At 57.0% G+C, this 18,519-nt stretch carries 17 protein-coding genes and 1 pseudogene; 11 read left to right on the top strand and 7 right to left on the bottom strand.

From position 1 onward, the window contains the following. The 3 genes from UN63_RS14785 to dsdA all read left to right on the top strand — a co-directional run. The coding region (locus UN63_RS14785) for a GNAT family N-acetyltransferase (RefSeq protein ID WP_146084758.1) at window positions 1-863 on the top strand (863 nt) is incomplete at its 5' end. Window positions 864-950: 87 nt separating this feature from the next. After that, a complete protein-coding gene (locus UN63_RS14780; protein WP_104487975.1) occupies window positions 951-2,282 on the top strand; it encodes an alanine/glycine:cation symporter family protein in 1,332 nt (443 codons plus the stop codon). Window positions 2,283-2,370: 88 nt separating this feature from the next. After that, window positions 2,371-3,741, top strand: coding sequence for a D-serine ammonia-lyase (gene dsdA, locus UN63_RS14775; protein ID WP_104487973.1), 1,371 nt, complete (start codon window positions 2,371-2,373; stop codon window positions 3,739-3,741). On the opposite strand, the gene UN63_RS14770 is transcribed toward dsdA, so the two are convergent. Then, a complete protein-coding gene (locus tag UN63_RS14770) occupies window positions 3,718-4,320 on the bottom strand; it encodes a transglycosylase SLT domain-containing protein (protein ID WP_104487971.1) in 603 nt (200 codons plus the stop codon). The genes dsdA and UN63_RS14770 overlap by 24 nt on opposite strands. A 207-nt stretch (window positions 4,321-4,527) precedes the next feature. Between UN63_RS14770 and UN63_RS14765 the strand changes: the two genes are divergently transcribed. Together UN63_RS14765 and UN63_RS14760 are read left to right on the top strand one after the other, a co-directional pair. Further along, entirely contained in the window at window positions 4,528-6,786 is a 2,259-nt protein-coding gene (locus UN63_RS14765; RefSeq protein ID WP_104487969.1) for an arginine/lysine/ornithine decarboxylase, read from the top strand. Between the two features lie 80 nt (window positions 6,787-6,866). After that, a complete protein-coding gene (locus tag UN63_RS14760; RefSeq protein WP_104487966.1) occupies window positions 6,867-7,178 on the top strand; it encodes a monooxygenase in 312 nt (103 codons plus the stop codon). Window positions 7,179-7,216: 38 nt separating this feature from the next. Here UN63_RS14760 and UN63_RS14755 read toward each other — a convergent pair whose 3' ends face one another. Continuing rightward, the gene (locus tag UN63_RS14755) at window positions 7,217-7,519 is read right to left on the bottom strand and encodes a hypothetical protein (protein ID WP_104487964.1); all 303 of its coding nucleotides are present in this window, start codon (window positions 7,517-7,519) and stop codon (window positions 7,217-7,219) included. A 380-nt stretch (window positions 7,520-7,899) separates the two neighbouring features. Between UN63_RS14755 and UN63_RS14750 the strand changes: the two genes are divergently transcribed. The 5 genes from UN63_RS14750 to oppF all read left to right on the top strand — a co-directional run bounded on the left by UN63_RS14750 (window position 7,900) and on the right by oppF (window position 13,639). Continuing rightward, complete coding sequence (locus UN63_RS14750; RefSeq protein WP_104487962.1) at window positions 7,900-9,519, top strand: ABC transporter substrate-binding protein; 1,620 nt, start codon at window positions 7,900-7,902, stop codon at window positions 9,517-9,519. 213 nt (window positions 9,520-9,732) lie between these two features. After that, on the top strand, window positions 9,733-10,653 hold the full coding sequence (gene oppB / locus UN63_RS14745; protein WP_104487959.1) for an oligopeptide ABC transporter permease OppB: 921 nt from the start codon (window positions 9,733-9,735) through the stop codon (window positions 10,651-10,653). 12 nt (window positions 10,654-10,665) lie between these two features. After that, window positions 10,666-11,589: an oligopeptide ABC transporter permease OppC gene (gene oppC, locus UN63_RS14740; RefSeq protein ID WP_104487957.1), complete on the top strand. Its 924-nt coding sequence runs from the start codon at window positions 10,666-10,668 to the stop codon at window positions 11,587-11,589. 9 nt (window positions 11,590-11,598) lie between these two features. Then, a complete protein-coding gene (gene oppD / locus UN63_RS14735; RefSeq protein ID WP_104487955.1) occupies window positions 11,599-12,633 on the top strand; it encodes an oligopeptide ABC transporter ATP-binding protein OppD in 1,035 nt (344 codons plus the stop codon). Next, window positions 12,623-13,639: a murein tripeptide/oligopeptide ABC transporter ATP binding protein OppF gene (oppF, locus tag UN63_RS14730; protein ID WP_104487953.1), complete on the top strand. Its 1,017-nt coding sequence runs from the start codon at window positions 12,623-12,625 to the stop codon at window positions 13,637-13,639. Before oppD ends, oppF begins: the two co-directional genes overlap by 11 nt. A 97-nt stretch (window positions 13,640-13,736) precedes the next feature. Here oppF and UN63_RS14725 read toward each other — a convergent pair whose 3' ends face one another. The 5 genes and pseudogenes from UN63_RS14725 to UN63_RS14705 form a co-directional block, all read right to left on the bottom strand. Then, window positions 13,737-14,045, bottom strand: coding sequence for a hypothetical protein (locus tag UN63_RS14725; RefSeq protein ID WP_104487951.1), 309 nt, complete (start codon window positions 14,043-14,045; stop codon window positions 13,737-13,739). A gap of 359 nt (window positions 14,046-14,404) precedes the next feature. After that, a pseudogene (locus UN63_RS14720) lies at window positions 14,405-14,758 on the bottom strand (IS5 family transposase); the annotation flags it as partial. A gap of 104 nt (window positions 14,759-14,862) precedes the next feature. Next, the gene (locus tag UN63_RS14715) at window positions 14,863-15,717 is read right to left on the bottom strand and encodes a DODA-type extradiol aromatic ring-opening family dioxygenase (protein ID WP_104487948.1); all 855 of its coding nucleotides are present in this window, start codon (window positions 15,715-15,717) and stop codon (window positions 14,863-14,865) included. 49 nt (window positions 15,718-15,766) lie between these two features. Then, entirely contained in the window at window positions 15,767-16,714 is a 948-nt protein-coding gene (locus UN63_RS14710; RefSeq protein WP_104487946.1) for a glutathione S-transferase family protein, read from the bottom strand. 94 nt (window positions 16,715-16,808) lie between these two features. After that, window positions 16,809-17,285 (bottom strand): DoxX family protein, encoded by a 477-nt coding sequence (locus UN63_RS14705; RefSeq protein ID WP_104487943.1) that lies wholly within the window; start codon window positions 17,283-17,285, stop codon window positions 16,809-16,811. 164 nt (window positions 17,286-17,449) lie between these two features. Here UN63_RS14705 and UN63_RS14700 point away from each other — a divergent pair, with 164 nt between their 5' ends. After that, window positions 17,450-18,373, top strand: a complete 924-nt coding sequence (locus UN63_RS14700; RefSeq protein ID WP_104487941.1) for a LysR family transcriptional regulator — start codon at window positions 17,450-17,452, stop codon at window positions 18,371-18,373. The last annotated feature ends 146 nt before the right edge of the window (window positions 18,374-18,519 follow it).

The following is an 18,519-nucleotide window of genomic DNA, read 5'->3' as shown; positions in this document are numbered from 1 at the left end:
ATCTGCGCCACCTGCTGGATGCTCCCGAGCTCAGCCTTGCGATAGCCTTTCGCTCCGATGTTCCGGTGGCCGCCGCCCTGCTGACCCGGGAGGGGCCGTTGCCGCCGCCCCTCGCTCAGGCCATCTGGCGCGGCCAGCGTCGCCCTCGCGGCCACCTGCTGCCCCAGTCGCTGTCCTTTCATGGCGGCATAAGAGAAGCCTGCCAGTTCACTTATCAGCGAGTGATGCGGATCCTGGTGCATCCCCATTGCCAGCAGCAGGGCATAGGATCACAACTGCTGAGCTGGCTGCAACAGGAATCTCAGCAGCAAGGATGTGATTTTCTCGGCACCAGCTTCGGCGCCAGCCCCGAGTTACTGGACTTCTGGCAAAACAACGGTTTCGATGCCGTGCGTATCGGCCTCGGTACCGATGGCGTCAGCGGCCTGCATGCGGCCATGATGTTATGGCCTCGCTCCCCTAAAGCACAACAAGTACTGCCACTCTGGCAGAGCCAGTTCAGCGCCAATCTGGATTTTTACCGCCGGGGGATGCTGCGGGAATTGCCGGATGACTGGTGGCGGCACCTGAGGCTATTGCCTCCCGCCTCAGCTACGGTGCGGGATAGCGCCATCGCCCATGACTTCGCCTTCTGCCATCGGGATCTGTTGTGCGACCGACCGGCCCTGGTCCGCTTCATACAGGCGAACACGCCACTCACGCCCCTGTCCCCGCGCCAGCAAGAGCTGCTTCAGGCGCTGCTGACACCAGGGGTCCTTCCTGCCGAGGTGGCACAGCAACAGGGCCTGTCCGGACAGAAGGCAGCGACACAGCAATGTCGACTTCTGCTGCGCCATTTCTTTCCAGTTCCATCCGAGACATAAACTCATTATTCATTTCTCGAAAACAGGACTAGGCTAGTACAGGAAAGTCCTGTTGATTCAATATTATTCATGCGAGGAGCCGCGCAGATGGAACTGCTTACCGAATTGCTAACTAAAATTAACGGCGTTGTCTGGGGCGTACCCATGCTGGTCGGTATTCTGGGGCTCGGCCTCTACCTTCAGCTGGGCCTTGGCCTGATGCCCATCCGCAAACTGGGTACCGGCTTCAGGCTGCTGTTTTCCAAAGTAGAGGCCGGCAGCGGTGAAATTTCGCCTTTCAACGCCCTGATGACGGCGCTGTCCGCCACCATAGGGACGGGTAACATCGCCGGGGTGGCCACGGCCATCTTCTTCGGCGGCCCCGGCGCCCTGTTCTGGATGTGGATGACCGCCCTCGTGGGCATGGCCACCAAATATGCCGAGGCGGTGTGTGCGGTCAAGTATCGGGAAACCGACAAGCTCGGCAACCACGTCGGCGGCCCCATGTACTACATTAAGAACGGCCTCGGTGCCAAATGGGCCTGGCTGGGAGTCGCCTTCGCCGTCTTTGGCGGCTTTGCCGGCTTCGGTATCGGTAATACGGTGCAAGCCAACTCGGTGGCCGATGCGCTCGACTCTTCCTTCGGCATTTCACATGTCACCACCGGAGTCGTACTGATGGTGCTGGTGGGTGCCGTGCTGATCGGCGGTATCCGCTGGATCTCGGAAGTCGCTGGCAAACTGGTGCCGCTGATGACCATCTCCTATTTCGCCGCCGGTCTGGTGGTACTAGCCGTCAATCTTGAGGAAATTCCTGCCGCCTTCGGTCTGATCATCGAGCATGCCTTCAGCCCCATCGCCGCTCAGGGTGGCTTTGCCGGTGCCGCGGTATGGATGGCCATTCGTTTCGGGGTGGCGCGCGGGGTCTTTTCCAACGAGGCCGGTCTGGGCAGTGCGCCCATCGCCCATGCCGCAGCCAAAACCGATAACCCGGTGCGTCAGGGCCTGATCGCCATGCTGGGTACCTTTATCGATACCATTGTGGTCTGTTCCATCACCGGTCTGGCCATTATCGTCACCGGCAGCTGGACCAGCGGCGAAGCCGGGGCTTCACTCACCACTCTGGCTTTCTCGACCGCCATTCCCGGCGGGGAGTATATCGTCGCCATCGCCCTGGCCATTTTCGCCTTTACCACCATCCTCGGCTGGAGCTTCTATGGCGAAAAATGTGTGCAGTTCCTGTTTGGCGTCAAGGCGATAGTGCCGTTCCGTATCGCCTGGGTACTGGCCCTGCCCATCGGCGCCACCCAGTCGCTGGAATTTATCTGGTTGATGGCCGATACCCTGAACGCCATGATGGCCATTCCCAACCTGATTGCACTGGCCCTGCTGAGTCCAGTGGTGTTCCGCCTGACCAGGGAGTACTTCGCCAAACAGTAATTTTTATCACCGGGGAGGATGGCATCACTACTGCCATCTCCTTCCCGGCTGATATACTGTCCCGAGCCCACTTTCAGGACGTTATACCATGCACTCACATCCCAGCTATTCCAGAGAGGCTATCGCCGATCTCTGCCAAACCTACCCTCTTATCGACACCCTGATGGCACTGCAGCCGACCAACTGGTTCAATCCGGAACGAAAACCGGTCGAACAGGCATTACCCGCAGTGGGCCTGACTGCCAGTGATGTGGCCGATGCCAGCCAGCGACTGACCCGGTTTGCCCGCTACTTCTGCGCCGCCTTTCCCGAAACAGCCAGCAGCAGTGGCCTGCTGGAGTCGCCGGTGCAGGCCATCCCGGCCATGCAACAGGCGCTGGCGGAGCGCTATGACCAGCCCATCGCTGGCAGTCTGCTGCTGAAACTGGACAACCAACTGCCCATTTCCGGCTCCATCAAGGCCCGCGGCGGTATCTACGAGGTGCTGCAACACGCGGAAAAACTGGCACTGAAAGCCGGCCTGCTGCATCTGGACGACGATTATGCCCGGCTGCACAGCGAGGAGTTTCGCGAGTTCTTCGGCCGGTACAGCATCGCGGTCGGCTCCACCGGCAATCTGGGGCTCTCTATCGGCATCATCAGCGCCAAACTGGGCTTCAAGGCCAGTGTGCACATGTCGGCCGATGCCCGCCAGTGGAAGAAGGACATGCTGCGCAGCCACGGGGTGAACGTGGTGGAATACGAGAGTGACTACTCGGTGGCAGTGGCTCAGGGCCGGGCGGAAGCCGAGCAGGATCCCAACTGTCATTTTGTGGACGATGAAAACTCGGTACAGCTGTTTCTCGGTTACGCCGTAGCCGGCGAGCGGCTCAAGGCGCAACTGGAACAACAACATATCAAAGTCGACAAGGAGCATCCGCTGTTTGTCTACCTGCCCTGTGGAGTGGGCGGCGGCCCCGGCGGCGTGGCCTTTGGCCTCAAGCTGGCCTTTGGCGACGCGGTACACTGCATCTTTGCCGAGCCCACCCATTCGCCCTGCATGCTGCTGGGGGTCTATACCGGACTGCACGACCATATTTCGGTACAGGATCTCGGCATCGACAACCGTACCGCCGCCGACGGCCTGGCCGTGGGTCGTGCCTCCGGCTTCGTCGGTCGCACCATGGCGCCCATGCTCGACGGTTTCTACACCCTGAGCGATGCAGACATGCTGGAGCTACTGGGGTTACTGAACGAGCAGGAAAATATTCGCCTGGAACCCTCGGCCCTGGCCGGCATGCCGGGACCGGTGCGGATGCTGAGCGAAACGGAAGGTTACCGCCAGCGGCAGGGCCTGACCCCGGCACGCCTGGCCCGAGCCAATCACCTGGTGTGGGCCACCGGCGGCGGCATGGTGCCGGAGCCGGAAATGGCACGCTATCTGGCTCAGGCAGCCTCAGCCAAACCAGCCGCGGTTTAACTGATCCTTGCACTGCCAGTACTGGCCCGCGTAGCGTTTGGCGCGGGCTTCTACCTTGCGTGATGTTTTCAGCAGCCAGCCTTTGCGATGGTGGCTGCCGCGGCGGTAGCCAGTCCAGCCCTCATGATAGTTCAGGTACTGGCCATAGGCATCCCACTTCGACACGCCGTTGACCTTGCTGGTCTTGCTCATGTACCAGCCCATGAAGTCGATGGCATCGTCAAAGTCGTCCCGGCTCGACCAGCCATTGCCGCTTTCACGCTGATAATCACCCCAGGTGGCTTTCTTGGCCTGGGCATAGCCATAGGCATCTGAGGCGCGACCGTAAGGGATGAACAGAAAGTATCGCATCGGCGGCCGGGCATCGTGTTTGAAGCTGCTTTCCTGATACATCATCGCCATGGTGACATGTACAGGCGCGCCCCACTTTTCCCGCGCCTTGTTGGCGGCCTTGTGCCAGCTGCCGTGCTGCTCGAAAATGGCGCAGATATTTTCCGGGTTACGGGGCGGCGAGGCGGCACAGCCGGTCAGCACAACCGCGGCCAGTAGCCAGCCAGCAGCTTTAACCATCAAGTTCATCGAAGCTCGTCATCATCAGCGAAGGGTGGCTGCAAATAGTGCCTGCAGTTAACCGGGATTTCCAGTTGGCCGGCTCCTTCCACTTTTCTTCATTTTTAATCATCTGTTGTGCATAACCATTTTTGTCAGCCCCGCAACTAAGCAGTAGAATAGTCTCTGGACGGGCTCGGCTATCGAGCATCTTCACCGGAAATTCAAGGAAACCCGATGCGCTTTTATTTTCCCATCATCATCATTGATGAAGATTTTCGCTCCGAGAACACCAGCGGCTCGGGCATTCGTGAACTGGCTGCCGCCATCGAGAAGGCTGGTATGGATGTGGTGGGTTACACCAGTTACGGTGACCTGACCTCGTTCGCCCAGCAGCAGAGCCGGGCCGCCGGCTTCGTGTTATCCATCGATGACGAAGAACTGGCCGGCAGCCATGAAGAAGCCCATTCGGTGCTGGAGCAGTTGCGCCGCTTCGTGGAGCAAATCCGCCATCGCAACCCGGATATCCCCATTTATCTTTACGGCGAGACCCGCACCGCCCGTCATATTCCCAATGCCATACTGCGCGAGTTGCATGGCTTCATTCACATGCATGAAGACACCCCCGACTTCGTGGCCCGCCATATCATCCGCGAAGCCAAGGGCTACCTGGACACGCTGGCGCCGCCCTTCTTCCGCGCCCTGACCCACTATGCCCAGGACGGCTCCTACTCCTGGCATTGCCCCGGTCACTCCGGTGGCGTCGCTTTTCTGAAATCCCCGGTCGGCCAGATGTTCCACCAGTTTTTCGGTGAAAACATGCTGCGGGCCGATGTCTGCAACTCGGTAGACGAACTGGGCCAGCTGCTCGATCACACGGGCCCGGTGGCGGCCAGCGAGCGCAACGCGGCCCGTATCTTCAACGCCGATCACCTGTTTTTCGTGACCAACGGCACCTCCACCTCCAACAAGATAGTGTGGCACTCCACCGTAGCGCCCGGCGATATAGTGGTGGTCGACCGCAACTGTCACAAGTCGATACTGCACGCCATCATGATGACCGGTGCCGTGCCGGTGTTCCTGATGCCGACCCGCAACCATTACGGCATTATCGGTCCGATTCCGCGCAGCGAGTTCGAGCCGACCCGCATCCGTGAAAAGATGGAAGCCAACCCCTTCTGCCGCGAACTGCTGGCCAAGAACCCGGATCTCAAGCCCCGGGTACTGACCATTACCCAGTCCACCTACGACGGTATTCTCTATAACGTGGAAGAGATCAAGCACCTGCTCGACGGTGAAATAGAAACCCTGCACTTCGACGAGGCCTGGCTGCCTCACGCCGCCTTCCACGACTTCTATGGCGACTATCATGCCATCGGCGAAGGCCGCCCCCGCTGTCAGGATTCCATGGTCTTTGCCACCCAGTCGACCCACAAGATGCTGGCCGGCCTGTCTCAGGCATCACAGATACTGATACAGGACGGTGAGGCCAATCGTCTCGACCGCGACGTCTTCAACGAAGCCTATCTGATGCATACCTCCACCAGCCCACAGTACGCCATTATCGCCTCCTGCGATGTGGCTGCAGCCATGATGGAGGCACCCGGTGGTACCGCCCTGGTGGAAGAGTCGCTGGCGGAAGCACTGGAATTTCGGCGCGCCATGCGCAAGGTGGGGGATGAATATGGCAGCGACTGGTGGTTCCAGGTCTGGGGGCCGGACGATCTGACCGATGACGGCCTGGATGATCGCGATGCCTGGATGCTGCACCCCGGCGAAAGCTGGCACGGCTTTGGTGATGTAGAACCGGGCTTCAACCTGCTCGACCCCATCAAGGCGACCATACTGACGCCGGGCCTGAACATGCAGGGCGAATTTTCCGACAGCGGCATGCCCGCCGTTGTGGTCACCAAGTACCTGGCCGAACACGGTATCGTGATCGAAAAAACCGGCCTTTATTCGTTCTTTATCATGTTCACCATCGGCATCACCAAGGGCCGCTGGAACAGCATGGTCACCGAATTGCAGCAGTTCAAGGACGATTACGACAACAACGTGCCCTTGTGGAAGGTATTGCCCAAGTTCATTCAGGGCAATCCGAGCTACGAGCGGGTAGGCCTGCGGGACTTGTGCGATCAAATCCATCAGATCTACAAGGAAAACGACGTCGCCAGGCTGACCACAGAAATGTATCTGTCGGATCTGGTCCCGGCGATGAAGCCCGCCGATGCCTTCGCCAAGATGGCGCACAAGCAAATGGAGCGAGTGCCGCTGGACGAGCTTGCCGGTCGCACCACGGCGGTGATGGTAGCGCCCTACCCGCCGGGTATTCCGCTGCTGATCCCCGGTGAGGTGTTCAACGAGACCATCATCAGCTACCTGAAATTCGCCCGTGAGTTCAACCGCCGCTTCCCCGGCTTTGAAACCTATATTCACGGTCTGGTCGCCGAAGAAGAGCAGGGCGAAGTCCGCTACTTCGTGGATTGCGTGGCCTGAAAAAATGAGGGCCCCTGCTAGCGCGGGGGCCTTGATGTCACCTATTGGCAGTCATCTTATAGAAAAAGGAAACAATAACCATGGCTGTACTTTTGCAAATCGATTTCAGCTTTCCCGCCGACATGATGGGCAACGCACTCACCGAAGGGGCTCGAGAGCTGGCGCAGTCCATCAATCGGGAACCCGGTTTCATTTCCAAAATCTGGACCGAAAACGCACAAACCGGTGAGGCCGGTGGTATTTACGTCTTTACCGAGCGAGCCCTTGCCGAACAGTATGCACAGATGCACCGCGAACGCATCGCAGCCATGGGCGCCACCGATATTCGGGTAAAGATTTTCGATATCAATACTCCCCTCACCGATATCAATCACGGTCGTTATACCGCCTGACTGGAGAGAGGCTGAGCCGCTAAAACCTGGGATTGGTATTACAAATCTGACATCAGTTCTTCGTATTCTTTGATCACATCATCGATCACTGTATTAAGATCAAATGCATCTCTGCGTGACAGATGCAGGCAAACATCATCGATAGAGCCGCAGCCTTTGTCATTACAGACCAACAACACATCCTGACCGCTGAGTTTAAAATGAATTCGTTCCAGTTCACTGGAAATATGTTGGTGTCTTTCCGGTATATCTATCTCTATGGTGCCGCAGGGGTTAATGATGATATTGGCATGAAGAGTATCACCGCTTTTCAGGGTGTAACTGCGCTTTCTGGCTAACATCTTGAGCCTCACTTATCTCAGTCCTGTCTCACCCAAACCAACCCCCGCCAAGAACAAACCGGCAGGGATAACTATATTTCCATCAAACCAACTAAGGGTAGTCCAGCTTTAGTAGATTATAAAATGCACAAACTCCTGTACGGCGTAGCCAGAAATGACTCCTTTTCCCCTCCCGCTAATGTGATCCCGCCTGTTGTTTTTTTGTTGTTACTCGCCTATCGTCTCTGCTAATGCCGTTCGAGTGATTTGCTTTCAATACTTTGATTATTTGAGGTTTTTACCGATTTAATCGACAACTACCCTGTTCGCCTTGTTAATCGTATTGTCCTGTTCCACCACACCGGTGGCCCTGGAGCACTGTTCTTGATGGAGTAAGTGACATGACACGGAAAAAGACGACCTTGGCCATGACAGTACTGAGCGGTGCGCTACTGGCCGGCCCAGGCTGGGCCGCTGATGTGCCCGCCGGCGTACAATTGGCCAAGGTGCAGCATCTGGTCAAGGGTAACGGCGCCGAGCCGGCCACCCTGGATCCGCACAAGACCGAAGGGGTGCCCGAGTCCAACATTCAGCGTGACCTGTTCGAAGGGCTGGTGGTGTCCGGCCCCGCAGGCGAGACACTGCCCGGGGTAGCCGAGCGCTGGGAAACCGACGACAACATGCGCTTCGTCTTCCATCTGAGGGCCGACGCCAGATGGTCCAACGGCGAGCCGGTCACCGCCGAAGACTTTGTGTACAGCTTTCGGCGGGCCATCTCTCCCAAAACCGCCTCACCCTACTCCTGGTATCTGGAAATTCCCACCATCATCAATGCTTCCGCCATCCGCAAGGGTGAAAAGGATCTCGCCAGCCTGGGCGTCAAGGCGCTGGATGAGCGCACCCTGGAAGTCAGGCTGGAACAGCCGGTACCCTATTTCGTCACCATGCTGGCCCACACCACCACCTATCCGGTCAACCGCAAGGTGATAGAGCTGCATGGCGACAACTGGACCAGGCCGGGCAATCTGGTGTCCAACGGCGCCTATACCCTGAGCGACTGGGTAGTGAACGAAAAAATCGAGCTGGTGCGCAACACCCATTACTGGAACAACGAAAAAACGGTCATCGACAAGGTCAGCTATCTGCCCATCACTTCCCAGAACGCGGCCATGAACCGTTTTCTGGCCGGCGAGCTGGATCTCACCAATGAAATGCCCATTGAACACTTCAAACGCCTGCAAAAAGAGCACCCGCAAGAGGTCAGAGTTACCGGTTATGTGGGCACCTATTACTACCAGTTCAACACACGAAAGCCGCCCTTCGACGACGTACGGGTGCGCAAGGCGCTGTCCTATGCCATCGACCGCGACGTGATCGCGAGGCTGGTGATGGGCCAGGGTCAGAAACCCGGCTACACCATGACGCCGGAGATCGTCGACGGCTTTACCCCGCCAACACTCGAGTGGGCCGGCTGGTCCCAGCAGGAGCGGGACACCCGGGCGCGCCAACTGCTGAACGAGGCAGGTTTCAACAAGCAGAACCCGCTGAAGTTCGAGCTGCTCTACAACACCAGCGAAAACCACAAGAAGGTGGCAGTGGCCGTGGCCTCGATGTGGAAGAAACACCTGGGGGCAGAGGCCGAACTGGTCAACCAGGAATGGAAAACCTATCTGGATACCAAGACCCAGGGAAACTTCGATGTATCCCGTGCCGGCTGGATTGCCGACTACAACGAGGCCTCGTCCATGCTGGATCTGTTGCTGACCACCCACGGCAATAACGACGGCAAATATTCCAACCCCGGGTTTGACGCGCTGATGAAGGCCTCCCGCGCCATCGTCGAGCCTGAGGCTCGCAATGCCAAATACACCCAAGCGGAAGAAATTCTGGCCGAGGACATGCCCATAGCGCCCATTTACCAGTATGTAACTGCACGGCTGGTACAGCAGTATGTGGGCGGTTACCCCGACAACCCGCTGGACAACCTCTATTCCAGAGACATGTATATTCTGGCGCATTAACGGCTCATTTTGGTGATAGTCGCCACTTGATCAGAGCAATGCAGGCGGCCAGTTAACGGGATTGGCTGGCTTTCCAGCCGACCTTCTGCGCCATGGATGGCGCAGCAGAGCCCCCATGGATGGGTTCACGGCGTGTCGGTGGAGAGTCAGTTAATCCCGTTGCATCTGGAACCGGCCGATATTACACAATAGGTTCCTCCCTGAGGCACGACCATGCTCAAATTTATCGTCAGGCGGGTGCTGGAAGCCATTCCTACCCTGCTGGTGTTGATCACCATCTCCTTCTTCATGATGCGCTTCGCGCCGGGCAACCCCTTCAGCTCCGAGCGCAGCCTGCCCCCCGAGGTGCTGGCCAATATCGAGGCCAAGTACGGGCTGGACAAACCAGTGCTGGAGCAGTATTTCGGCTATCTGGGCAACCTGCTGCAGGGGGATCTGGGGCCGTCGTTCAAGTACAAGGACTTCTCCGTCAACGAACTGGTGGCACAGGCGCTGCCGGTGTCGGCGGAAATAGGCCTCTATGCCTTTTTCGGGGCCGTGCTGTTCGGGGTGACTCTGGGGGTAATAGCGGCGCTCAGGCAGAACAGCTGGATTGATTATCTCACCATGTCCACCGCCATGGTGGGCGTGGTGATCCCAAGCTTCGTTCTGGCGCCCATACTGGTGCTGGTGTTCGCCATTACCCTCAAATGGTTGCCCGCCGGCGGCTGGAATGGCGGCGCGCCCCAGTATCTGATCCTGCCGGTGGTGGCCATGATGATGCACTATATCTCGGCCATCGCGCGTATTACCCGGGGCTCGATGATCGAGACCATGAACGCCAATTTCATCCGTACCGCCCGGGCCAAGGGGCTGCCCCTGCACCATATAATACTGCGCCATGCGCTGCGTCCGGCCATGCTGCCGGTGGTGTCTTACCTGGGTCCGGCCTTCGTAGGCATTATTACCGGCTCCGTGGTGATCGAGAGCATCTTCGGCCTGCCCGGCATCGGTCAGCTGTTTGTCAACGGCGCCCTGAACCGGGACTACTCCATGGTACTGGGGCTGACCATTCTGGTCGGTGCCCTCACCATCGCCTTCAACGCCCTGGTCGATATCCTCTATGCGGTTATCGACCCGAAAATTCGTTACTAACCGGAGCAACACATGGTCGTCAACAAAGCAAAGCGCGAGGCGCTGGAGCACTTGTCCGCCCAACTGGCGTCCGGCGAGCCGGAGGTGGAGGGCCGCTCTCTGTGGATGGATGCCCGTCGCCGCTTCTTTGCCAACCGCGCGGCCCTGGCCAGCCTGATCATCCTGGGGCTAATCACCCTGCTGGTACTGGTGGGGCCCTGGCTGTCGCCATACGCCTTTGATGACACCGACTGGGGCGCCATGATGGCGGCACCGAGTCTTGAGAGTGGTCATTACTTCGGCACCGACTCCCTGGGCCGGGATCTGTTCGTACGCACCCTGGTCGGCGGGCGTATCTCTCTGATGGTAGGGCTGATGGGTGCCCTGGTAGCGGTGGTGATTGGCACTCTCTACGGCGCTACCTCCGGCTTCATCGGTGGCCGCACCGACCGCGTCATGATGCGCCTGCTCGAGATCCTCTATTCCTTCCCCTTCATGTTTTTCGTGATCCTGCTGGTAACCTTCTTCGGACGCAATATTCTGCTGATCTTCTTCGCCATCGGCGCGGTCAGCTGGCTGGACATGGCTCGTATCGTACGCGGTCAGACCCAGAGTCTGAAACAAAAGGAGTTTATCGAAGCGGCAGAGGTGTGCGGGGTAAGCAAAGCCAGCATTATCCGCCGTCATATAGTGCCCAACGTGCTCGGCATAGTGGCAGTGTACGCCACCCTGCTGGTGCCGGGCATGATACTGTTCGAGTCGTTTCTCAGCTTCCTCGGCCTGGGCGTGCAGGAGCCGATGACCAGCTGGGGCTCCCTGCTGGACGAAGGCTCCAAGTCGATGGAAATCGCTCTCTGGCAGTTGCTGTTTCCGGCCGGATTCATGGTCACCACCCTGTTCTGCTTCAACTTTCTGGGGGACGGTCTGCGCGACGCCCTGGATCCAAAAGACCGTTAAGGAGCCATCATGACCAAATTGTTGGAAGTCCGGGATCTGCGGGTGGAGTTCACCACTCCGGACGGGGTCGTGGTGGCCGTGAACGACCTCGACTTTTCCCTGAATTCGGGCGAAACCCTTGGCATCGTCGGCGAGTCCGGCTCCGGCAAGAGCCAGACCGCCTTCGCCATCATGGGCTTGCTGGCCAGAAACGGCCAACCCCAAGGCTCGATTCGATTCGAAGATCAGGAAATACTGAAGTTGCCGGAGCCGGCGCTCAACAAGATTCGTGCCGAGCAGATCGCCATGATCTTTCAGGATCCCATGACCTCGCTCAACCCCTATATGAAGATAGGCCCCCAGCTGATGGAAGTGCTGATACTACACAAGGGAATGAGCAGACAAGAGGCCTTCGAGCAGTCGGTGCATATGTTGAATGCGGTGCAGATCCCCGAAGCACGGCAGCGCATGGGCATGTTTCCCCACGAATTGTCCGGCGGCATGCGGCAGCGAGTCATGATCGCCATGGCGCTGTTGTGTCGACCCAAACTGCTGATCGCCGACGAGCCGACCACTGCGCTGGATGTGACGGTGCAGGCGCAAATCATGAACCTGCTCAACGAGCTGAAGCGGGAGTTCAACACCGCCACTATCCTGATCACCCACGATCTGGGAGTAGTGGCCGGCAGCTGCGATCAGGTGCTGGTGATGTATGCGGGCAGAACCATGGAAGTCGGCTCTGTGGACGATATCTTCTACCAGCCCAGCCATCCCTATACCGAGGGGCTGCTGAAAGCGATTCCGAGACTGGATACGGACGGCGAGGTGCTGCCGACCATTGCCGGCAACCCGCCCAACCTGCTGAAGCTGCCGCCCGGCTGTCCCTTTCAGGAACGTTGCCACCGGGTACAGGATATTTGCCGAAATCAGACACCGCCACTCACCGTCTTTGGGGAAGGTCGCCGCCGCGCCTGTCACTGGAACAGCCCCGAGCGGAGCGAGGTCAGCCCTGAGTTGAATAAGGACAGCCCTGAGCGTAGTAAGGATAAAAGCCATGATCGATAAAAAACGGTTGCTGGAGGTCCACAACCTCAGAGTTCACTTCAATATCAAATCCAGGCAGTCCTGGCCCTGGTCCGCCCCCGCCACCCTCAAGGCGGTGGACGGCGTCAGCTTTCGGCTGTACCAGGGCGAAACCCTGGGAATAGTGGGCGAATCCGGCTGTGGCAAGTCTACCCTGGCCCGAGCCATCATCGGCTTGGTAAAGGCCAGCGCCGGCGAGGTGCTCTGGCTGGGGCGTGATCTGACAAAAATGGATCACAAGGAACTGCGAGAAACCCGCAAGGACATCCAGATGATCTTTCAGGATCCGCTGGCCTCGCTCAATCCACGCATGACCATAGGTGACATCATCGCCGAGCCGCTGCGCACCTTCTACCCGAAAATGCCGAAGGAAGAGATAAAAGAAAAGGTCAGGACCATGATGGCCCGAGTCGGTCTCTTGCCTAACCTGATCAACCGCTACCCCCACGAGTTTTCCGGGGGGCAGTGCCAGCGCATCGGCATCGCCCGGGCGCTTATCCTGAAGCCCAGGGTGGTGATTTGCGACGAACCGGTATCAGCGCTGGACGTCTCCATTCAGGCTCAGGTTGTCAACCTGCTCCAGGAGCTGCAGCGAGACATGGGCTTGTCACTGATCTTCATTGCCCACGATCTGTCGGTGGTGAAGCATATCTCCGATCGGGTGCTGGTGATGTATCTCGGCAAACCCGTGGAGCTGGGAGAGAGCGGGGCTTTGTTCGAGCACCCTGCCCACCCCTACACCCAGGCCCTGATGAGTTCAGTGCCTGTGCCGGATCCGGAGTATGAACGCAACAAGCAGGTTCAGATCCTGCAGGGTGAGCTGCCCTCTCCCATCAAGCCGCCGTCCGGCTGCGTATTCCGCACCCGCTGTCCGCTGGCAGATGACGACTGCGCACGTATCAAGCCAGTGCTGGAAGGCAAGGATCAGCATAGCGTCGCCTGTTTAAAAGTCACAATAGATACCGCTATGAGTAAATCCGGAGAGTAATGAATGGGCCTGGGGAGGTCAGGCCCTGAAGTGATCATTATTTATATGGAACAACATAACCACATTCGCCTTATTTTTTTATCGCTAGTGCAGTATTTCAATAACATAGAATTGACATTAACTCTTCATGTTCTTCATGCACTTCATCAATCATCTCACACAGCTTAAGCGCATCACCATGAGAAAGATCCAACTGAATATTTCTGGAATCTTCACTGCCATTTTCATGGCACACTAACAATACTCCCTGTTCGATGAGTACAAATTTAATAAGCTTTAACTCACTGCGGATATATTGACGTTTATCCGGTATATCAATTTCTATGGTACAGCACGGATTAACGGTTATATTGACATAAAGAACAGTGTCGCTCTGCAAGGGAAATCTGCACTTTCTGGCTAACATCATTGTCTCCTTTATTTTTCATTGCTACCGAGTAAAACACCCTCAGACAACGAGCAAAAACAGAACAACTTTTGTACAGCGCACTAAGGCTAGCCTAACTACTGCGGTTTGCAAGTATAAGCGGATATTTCATCTCGATCGCAGTAATAAGTAATGTCCCATAACCGATGTAGATTCTGGGGCTAGTTTGCCTTTATCGTCACCCTCGCGAAGGCGGGGGTCCAGTGTTTTGCAGGCGACTCGCAGTCTGACCGTTCTGCGTTACAAGCTCTGTATTCCCGCCTACACGGGAATGACAAGAGAGGGCGCGCTGTGCTATAGACTATCAGCCGGGGCCAGCCGGGGCGTGAGCAAGCCTATCCTGCCCGGCTTTTCCCTATGGCCTGCCCATCAGAACTGGCTGCCCCTGCACTATGTTGATGCGCCTTGACATAGGTACCATCAATGAAGGTCCACTCCAGGTCTGGCTGAACCACCAGCGCCTTGGAGATCCTGCGCGATTTGCCGGTGGCTGACCAAGCGTTAAAGCGCTTGTAAACCTTGCTCCAACCTCCGAAGGCGGTGGGCAGATCCCGCCAAGGGCAACCCGTGCGCATACGATAAAGCATACCTTCTACCGTCATACGTAAATCACGCTGGTCATAGATAGACTCTTGCAGCAAAATTTTCCGTAGCTTCGACCAGAGCTCATCAGTGAACAGTAATCGGGGCATCGCAAACTCGTGTCATTAGAGTGTGAGAACTTGAATAATACGAGCTTTCTCTTTTCTATCAATAGCTTACCGGAAAACGTCAACAGGCCCTAGAGTCAGAACGATTATTTGTGATCATTTTCGTTCGGAACTTCAGTGGACAAATCAGCCAGAGATCCCGCCCCCCAATATAACATTCCCGATTTTTTCCCCAGAATCCTTGCCGAAATATGGGTATCACTGGGCTTTTCCGCCAGCCCATAACAGACGTGCAGAGGCAGAAGGTGCTCTTCCCGAGGGTGACAGAATCTGGCATAGGGTGCGCGATCCCAGTGCGCCAACCGCTCCGCCCGCTCCGATTCCTCCATTCCTACACGGGTGCAGGTTTCTTCCAGCCAGTCTTCGAACGCCTCGTTGCCGGCCTGAATTTCCGGGGTATTTGGCGCAAAGAACGCTCGCATGTTATGGAAGGAAAAACCGGAACCAATCACCAGAAGATTATCGTAATCCAGAGCCTGTAAGGCACGGCCGATCGCGAGGTGAGTAGTCGCATCCAGACTGTTGACCAATGACAACTGCACACACGGAATATCCGCCTGCGGATACATCAGTTTGAGTGGTACAAACAGGCCGTGATCAAAGCCCCGCCGATCATCGAGCCGCGCAGAAATCCCGGCCTTTTCCAGCACATCGTAGACCTGCCCGGCCAGGATAGGCTCACCGGGGCATGGATACTTTATTTCGTAGGACTCAGGCGGAAAGCCGAAGTAATCGTAGATAAGAGACGGGTTGGCCCCCGAGGTGATGGTCGGTACTGTTTCTTCCCAGTGGGCACTGATAAGCAGTATTGCGGAAGGCTTGCGCAGTATGCCTGCGATCTCCATGAGCCGTACCACCAACTCGTGGTGGCCCGGATCCCCCAGCAATGGCATAGGGCCGCCGCCATGAGAGATGAATAGAACATCCGGTTTTACGTTCATGGCGGTTACTCCTTTAGAATCGGTTAAGGGTTGGGTGCCAGTGATCAGGTTATATTTCACTCGGCCCTGCCGGCACAACGCCGGTGGGGTTCAGGGCTTTGATGGAATAATACCCCGCCTTGATATGATTGATATTCACCGTGCTGGCGATACCCTCAAGCGCCAGGATCCGCTGCATGTAGGCGTGCAGGCGCGGCATGGCCCGCAGAGTATTACGGTTACATTTGAACAGCCCGTGGTAAGCGGCATCGAAACGCACCAGAGTCACGAACAGGCGCACATCGGTTTCCGTCAGACGGTCGCCAAACAGGTAGACGTTCCCATCGGCCAGCCGCGACTCGAGATAATCCAGCGCGGCAAACACTTTGCCGTAAGCCTCGTAATAAGCCTGCTGGCTGGACGCAAAACCGGCCTGATAAACACCGTTATTCAGATCCGTGTAAATATAGTCGTTCAGGGTGTTGATCTCGCCAGCAAGGTCCTCTGGATAAAGATCCGGACCCTGCTCCACAATCCCTGCGAAGGCGCTGTTCAGCATCCGCACTATATCTGCGGACTCATTATTGACGATGCTCCCGGTCTGCTTGTCCCATAGCACCGGCACAGTGGCACGACCGGAAATTTCAGGATCCGCACGGGTGTACAACTCATGCATGTAGCGCGCGCCATTAAGCGTATCTTCATCGGCACCCGGGTAGCCACCGAACTGCCAGCCCTGCTCGGTTAGCCGCGGGTTGACGACCGTTATGCCGATAATATCCTGCAACCCTTTCAGCTCGCGGACCATCAGCGCCCGCGACGCCCAGGGGCAGATATACGCGACATAAAGATGATAACGCCCTTTCTCGGCCTTGAAACCACCAGAGCCGGTAGGGCCAGGCGTACCATCCGGCGTGACCCAGTGCCGAAACGGTGAGTTTTGGCGAATAAACCGCCCTTCGCCGTCTTTGGCCTGTACCGGCTGCCAATTGTCTTTCCAAACACCGTTAACCAACATAATCAATATCCCTGTACATTACAGAAGCGCGCTCCACTAATGAGCGCGCACCAGTCCAGCCGCTATTGCCGTGTCGTGATCACGCCAAGGATTATCATGCGTCGGTACGCAGCCCGTTCCCCGCACCACCGAAACGCTCCAGCAGTACCTTGTCCAGCGCGAACCGTCCTGCGCCCTGAACAGCGAGGGCCAACGTGACCGCGAACAGGGCCAGGGCATACTCGTAGCCGTTGTTGGACATGAACAGGCCATTACCAATATGCACGGCGAAAATGGCCACCAGCATGGTAAAGGCCGACACCAGTGCAGCCGGACGAGTCAGCAGGCCCAGCACCAGCGCCAGACCGCCGAAGAACTCGGCACCGCCGGCCAGCAGGGCCATCAGGTAGCCCGGTTCCAGGCCGATACTCGCCAGCCATTGTCCGGTGCCTTCCAGACCATAACCACCGAACCAGCCGAAAAGTTTCTGAGCGCCATGGGCCGCAAGAATGAGCCCGACCGGTACACGCAGCACCAGTGCCGCATAACCGCCGGTACTACTGAACAATGTCCGTGCAAATTGATTTTTCATGGGGTTTCCTCGAATAAAGGTAATGTTTGAGTGTTGCTGAAAGTAGATGCTCAGGTATGAGACACACCTTACTACCCCCCATTTATAAAGATTAATACCGTTATAATTGCTTAATTATAAACTTATTGTTGATAATGAGATTTTCATTCTCGTCAGGAGCTTTCATGGACCGTATCGATGCCATGCGTGCCTTTATTACCGTAGTGACCGAAGGCAGCTTTACCCGTGCGGCAGATCGGCTGGGCATGTCGCCGCAGCTGGTCAGTAAATATGTGTCGCGACTGGAAGAGCAGCTCGGCGCACGCCTGCTCAATCGCACCACTCGCAAGGTACATTTGACCGAAGCCGGTGACCGTTATGCCCTGCGTGTCCAACAGGTACTGGATGATATCGACGACATGGACAGTCAGCTGAATGATCTGCAGGAGGATGCCCGGGGACAACTGCGCATCAGCGCACCGGTGTCTTTTGCTACCCTGCATCTAGCCCCCTTACTCTGTCGCTTTCAGCGCGCTCATCCGTCGGTGAATATCGATTTGCAGCTGAATGACCGAAAGGTCGATATTGTGGAAGAAGGCTTCGATATAGCATTGCGCATCGGACATTTGAAAAGCTCGTCGATGATTGCCAAGTTCATCGCCCCGGTCAGGCTGGTCATGTGCGCCTCTCCGGATTATCTGACCCGACACGGCATGCCCTCCAACCCTGATGAGCTTAAAAACCATCGGTACCTGCGCTACAGCTACATGGAAGAAAGCCCCGCGCTCCCCGCCCATGCATGGCTAAGGCCGCCTGGCAGCGAGTTGAGTGGAGGCATGATCTGTAACAACGGGGAAGTGCTGCTCAAGGCCGTTATGGAAGGTTCCGGCATTATCATTCAACCCACCTTCATCTGTGGTGCGGCCATTGGCGAAGGCAAACTCAAGGTGATTCTCCCGGAATACGAACCGGATGCCATGGGCCTTTACGCCGTGTACGCGCACCGAAAACTACTGGCCAGCAAGGTCAGATGCTTTATCGACTTTATGGAAGGATACTTCGGCGACCCGCCGTACTGGGATAACTTCGATGACCCCAGCTCTTCCTGATGCCTCAGCCCCATCAAACTCTTTCGCAGATACATTAAAGGCTCGTAGTTTTCAACCCCGGTCAAAACTGAGGTTGGGTCACCAGGTGGTCACGAGAGGCAGTTTGATAAAATAGGAAAGGATGAATTTGCTGAACGGCAGACAGC

Origin of the sequence: Oceanisphaera arctica (assembly GCF_002936955.1) — a bacterium.
Taxonomy (GTDB): Bacteria; Pseudomonadota; Gammaproteobacteria; order Enterobacterales; family Aeromonadaceae; genus Oceanimonas; species Oceanimonas arctica.
This window is presented reverse-complemented; position numbering and strand designations above follow the sequence as displayed.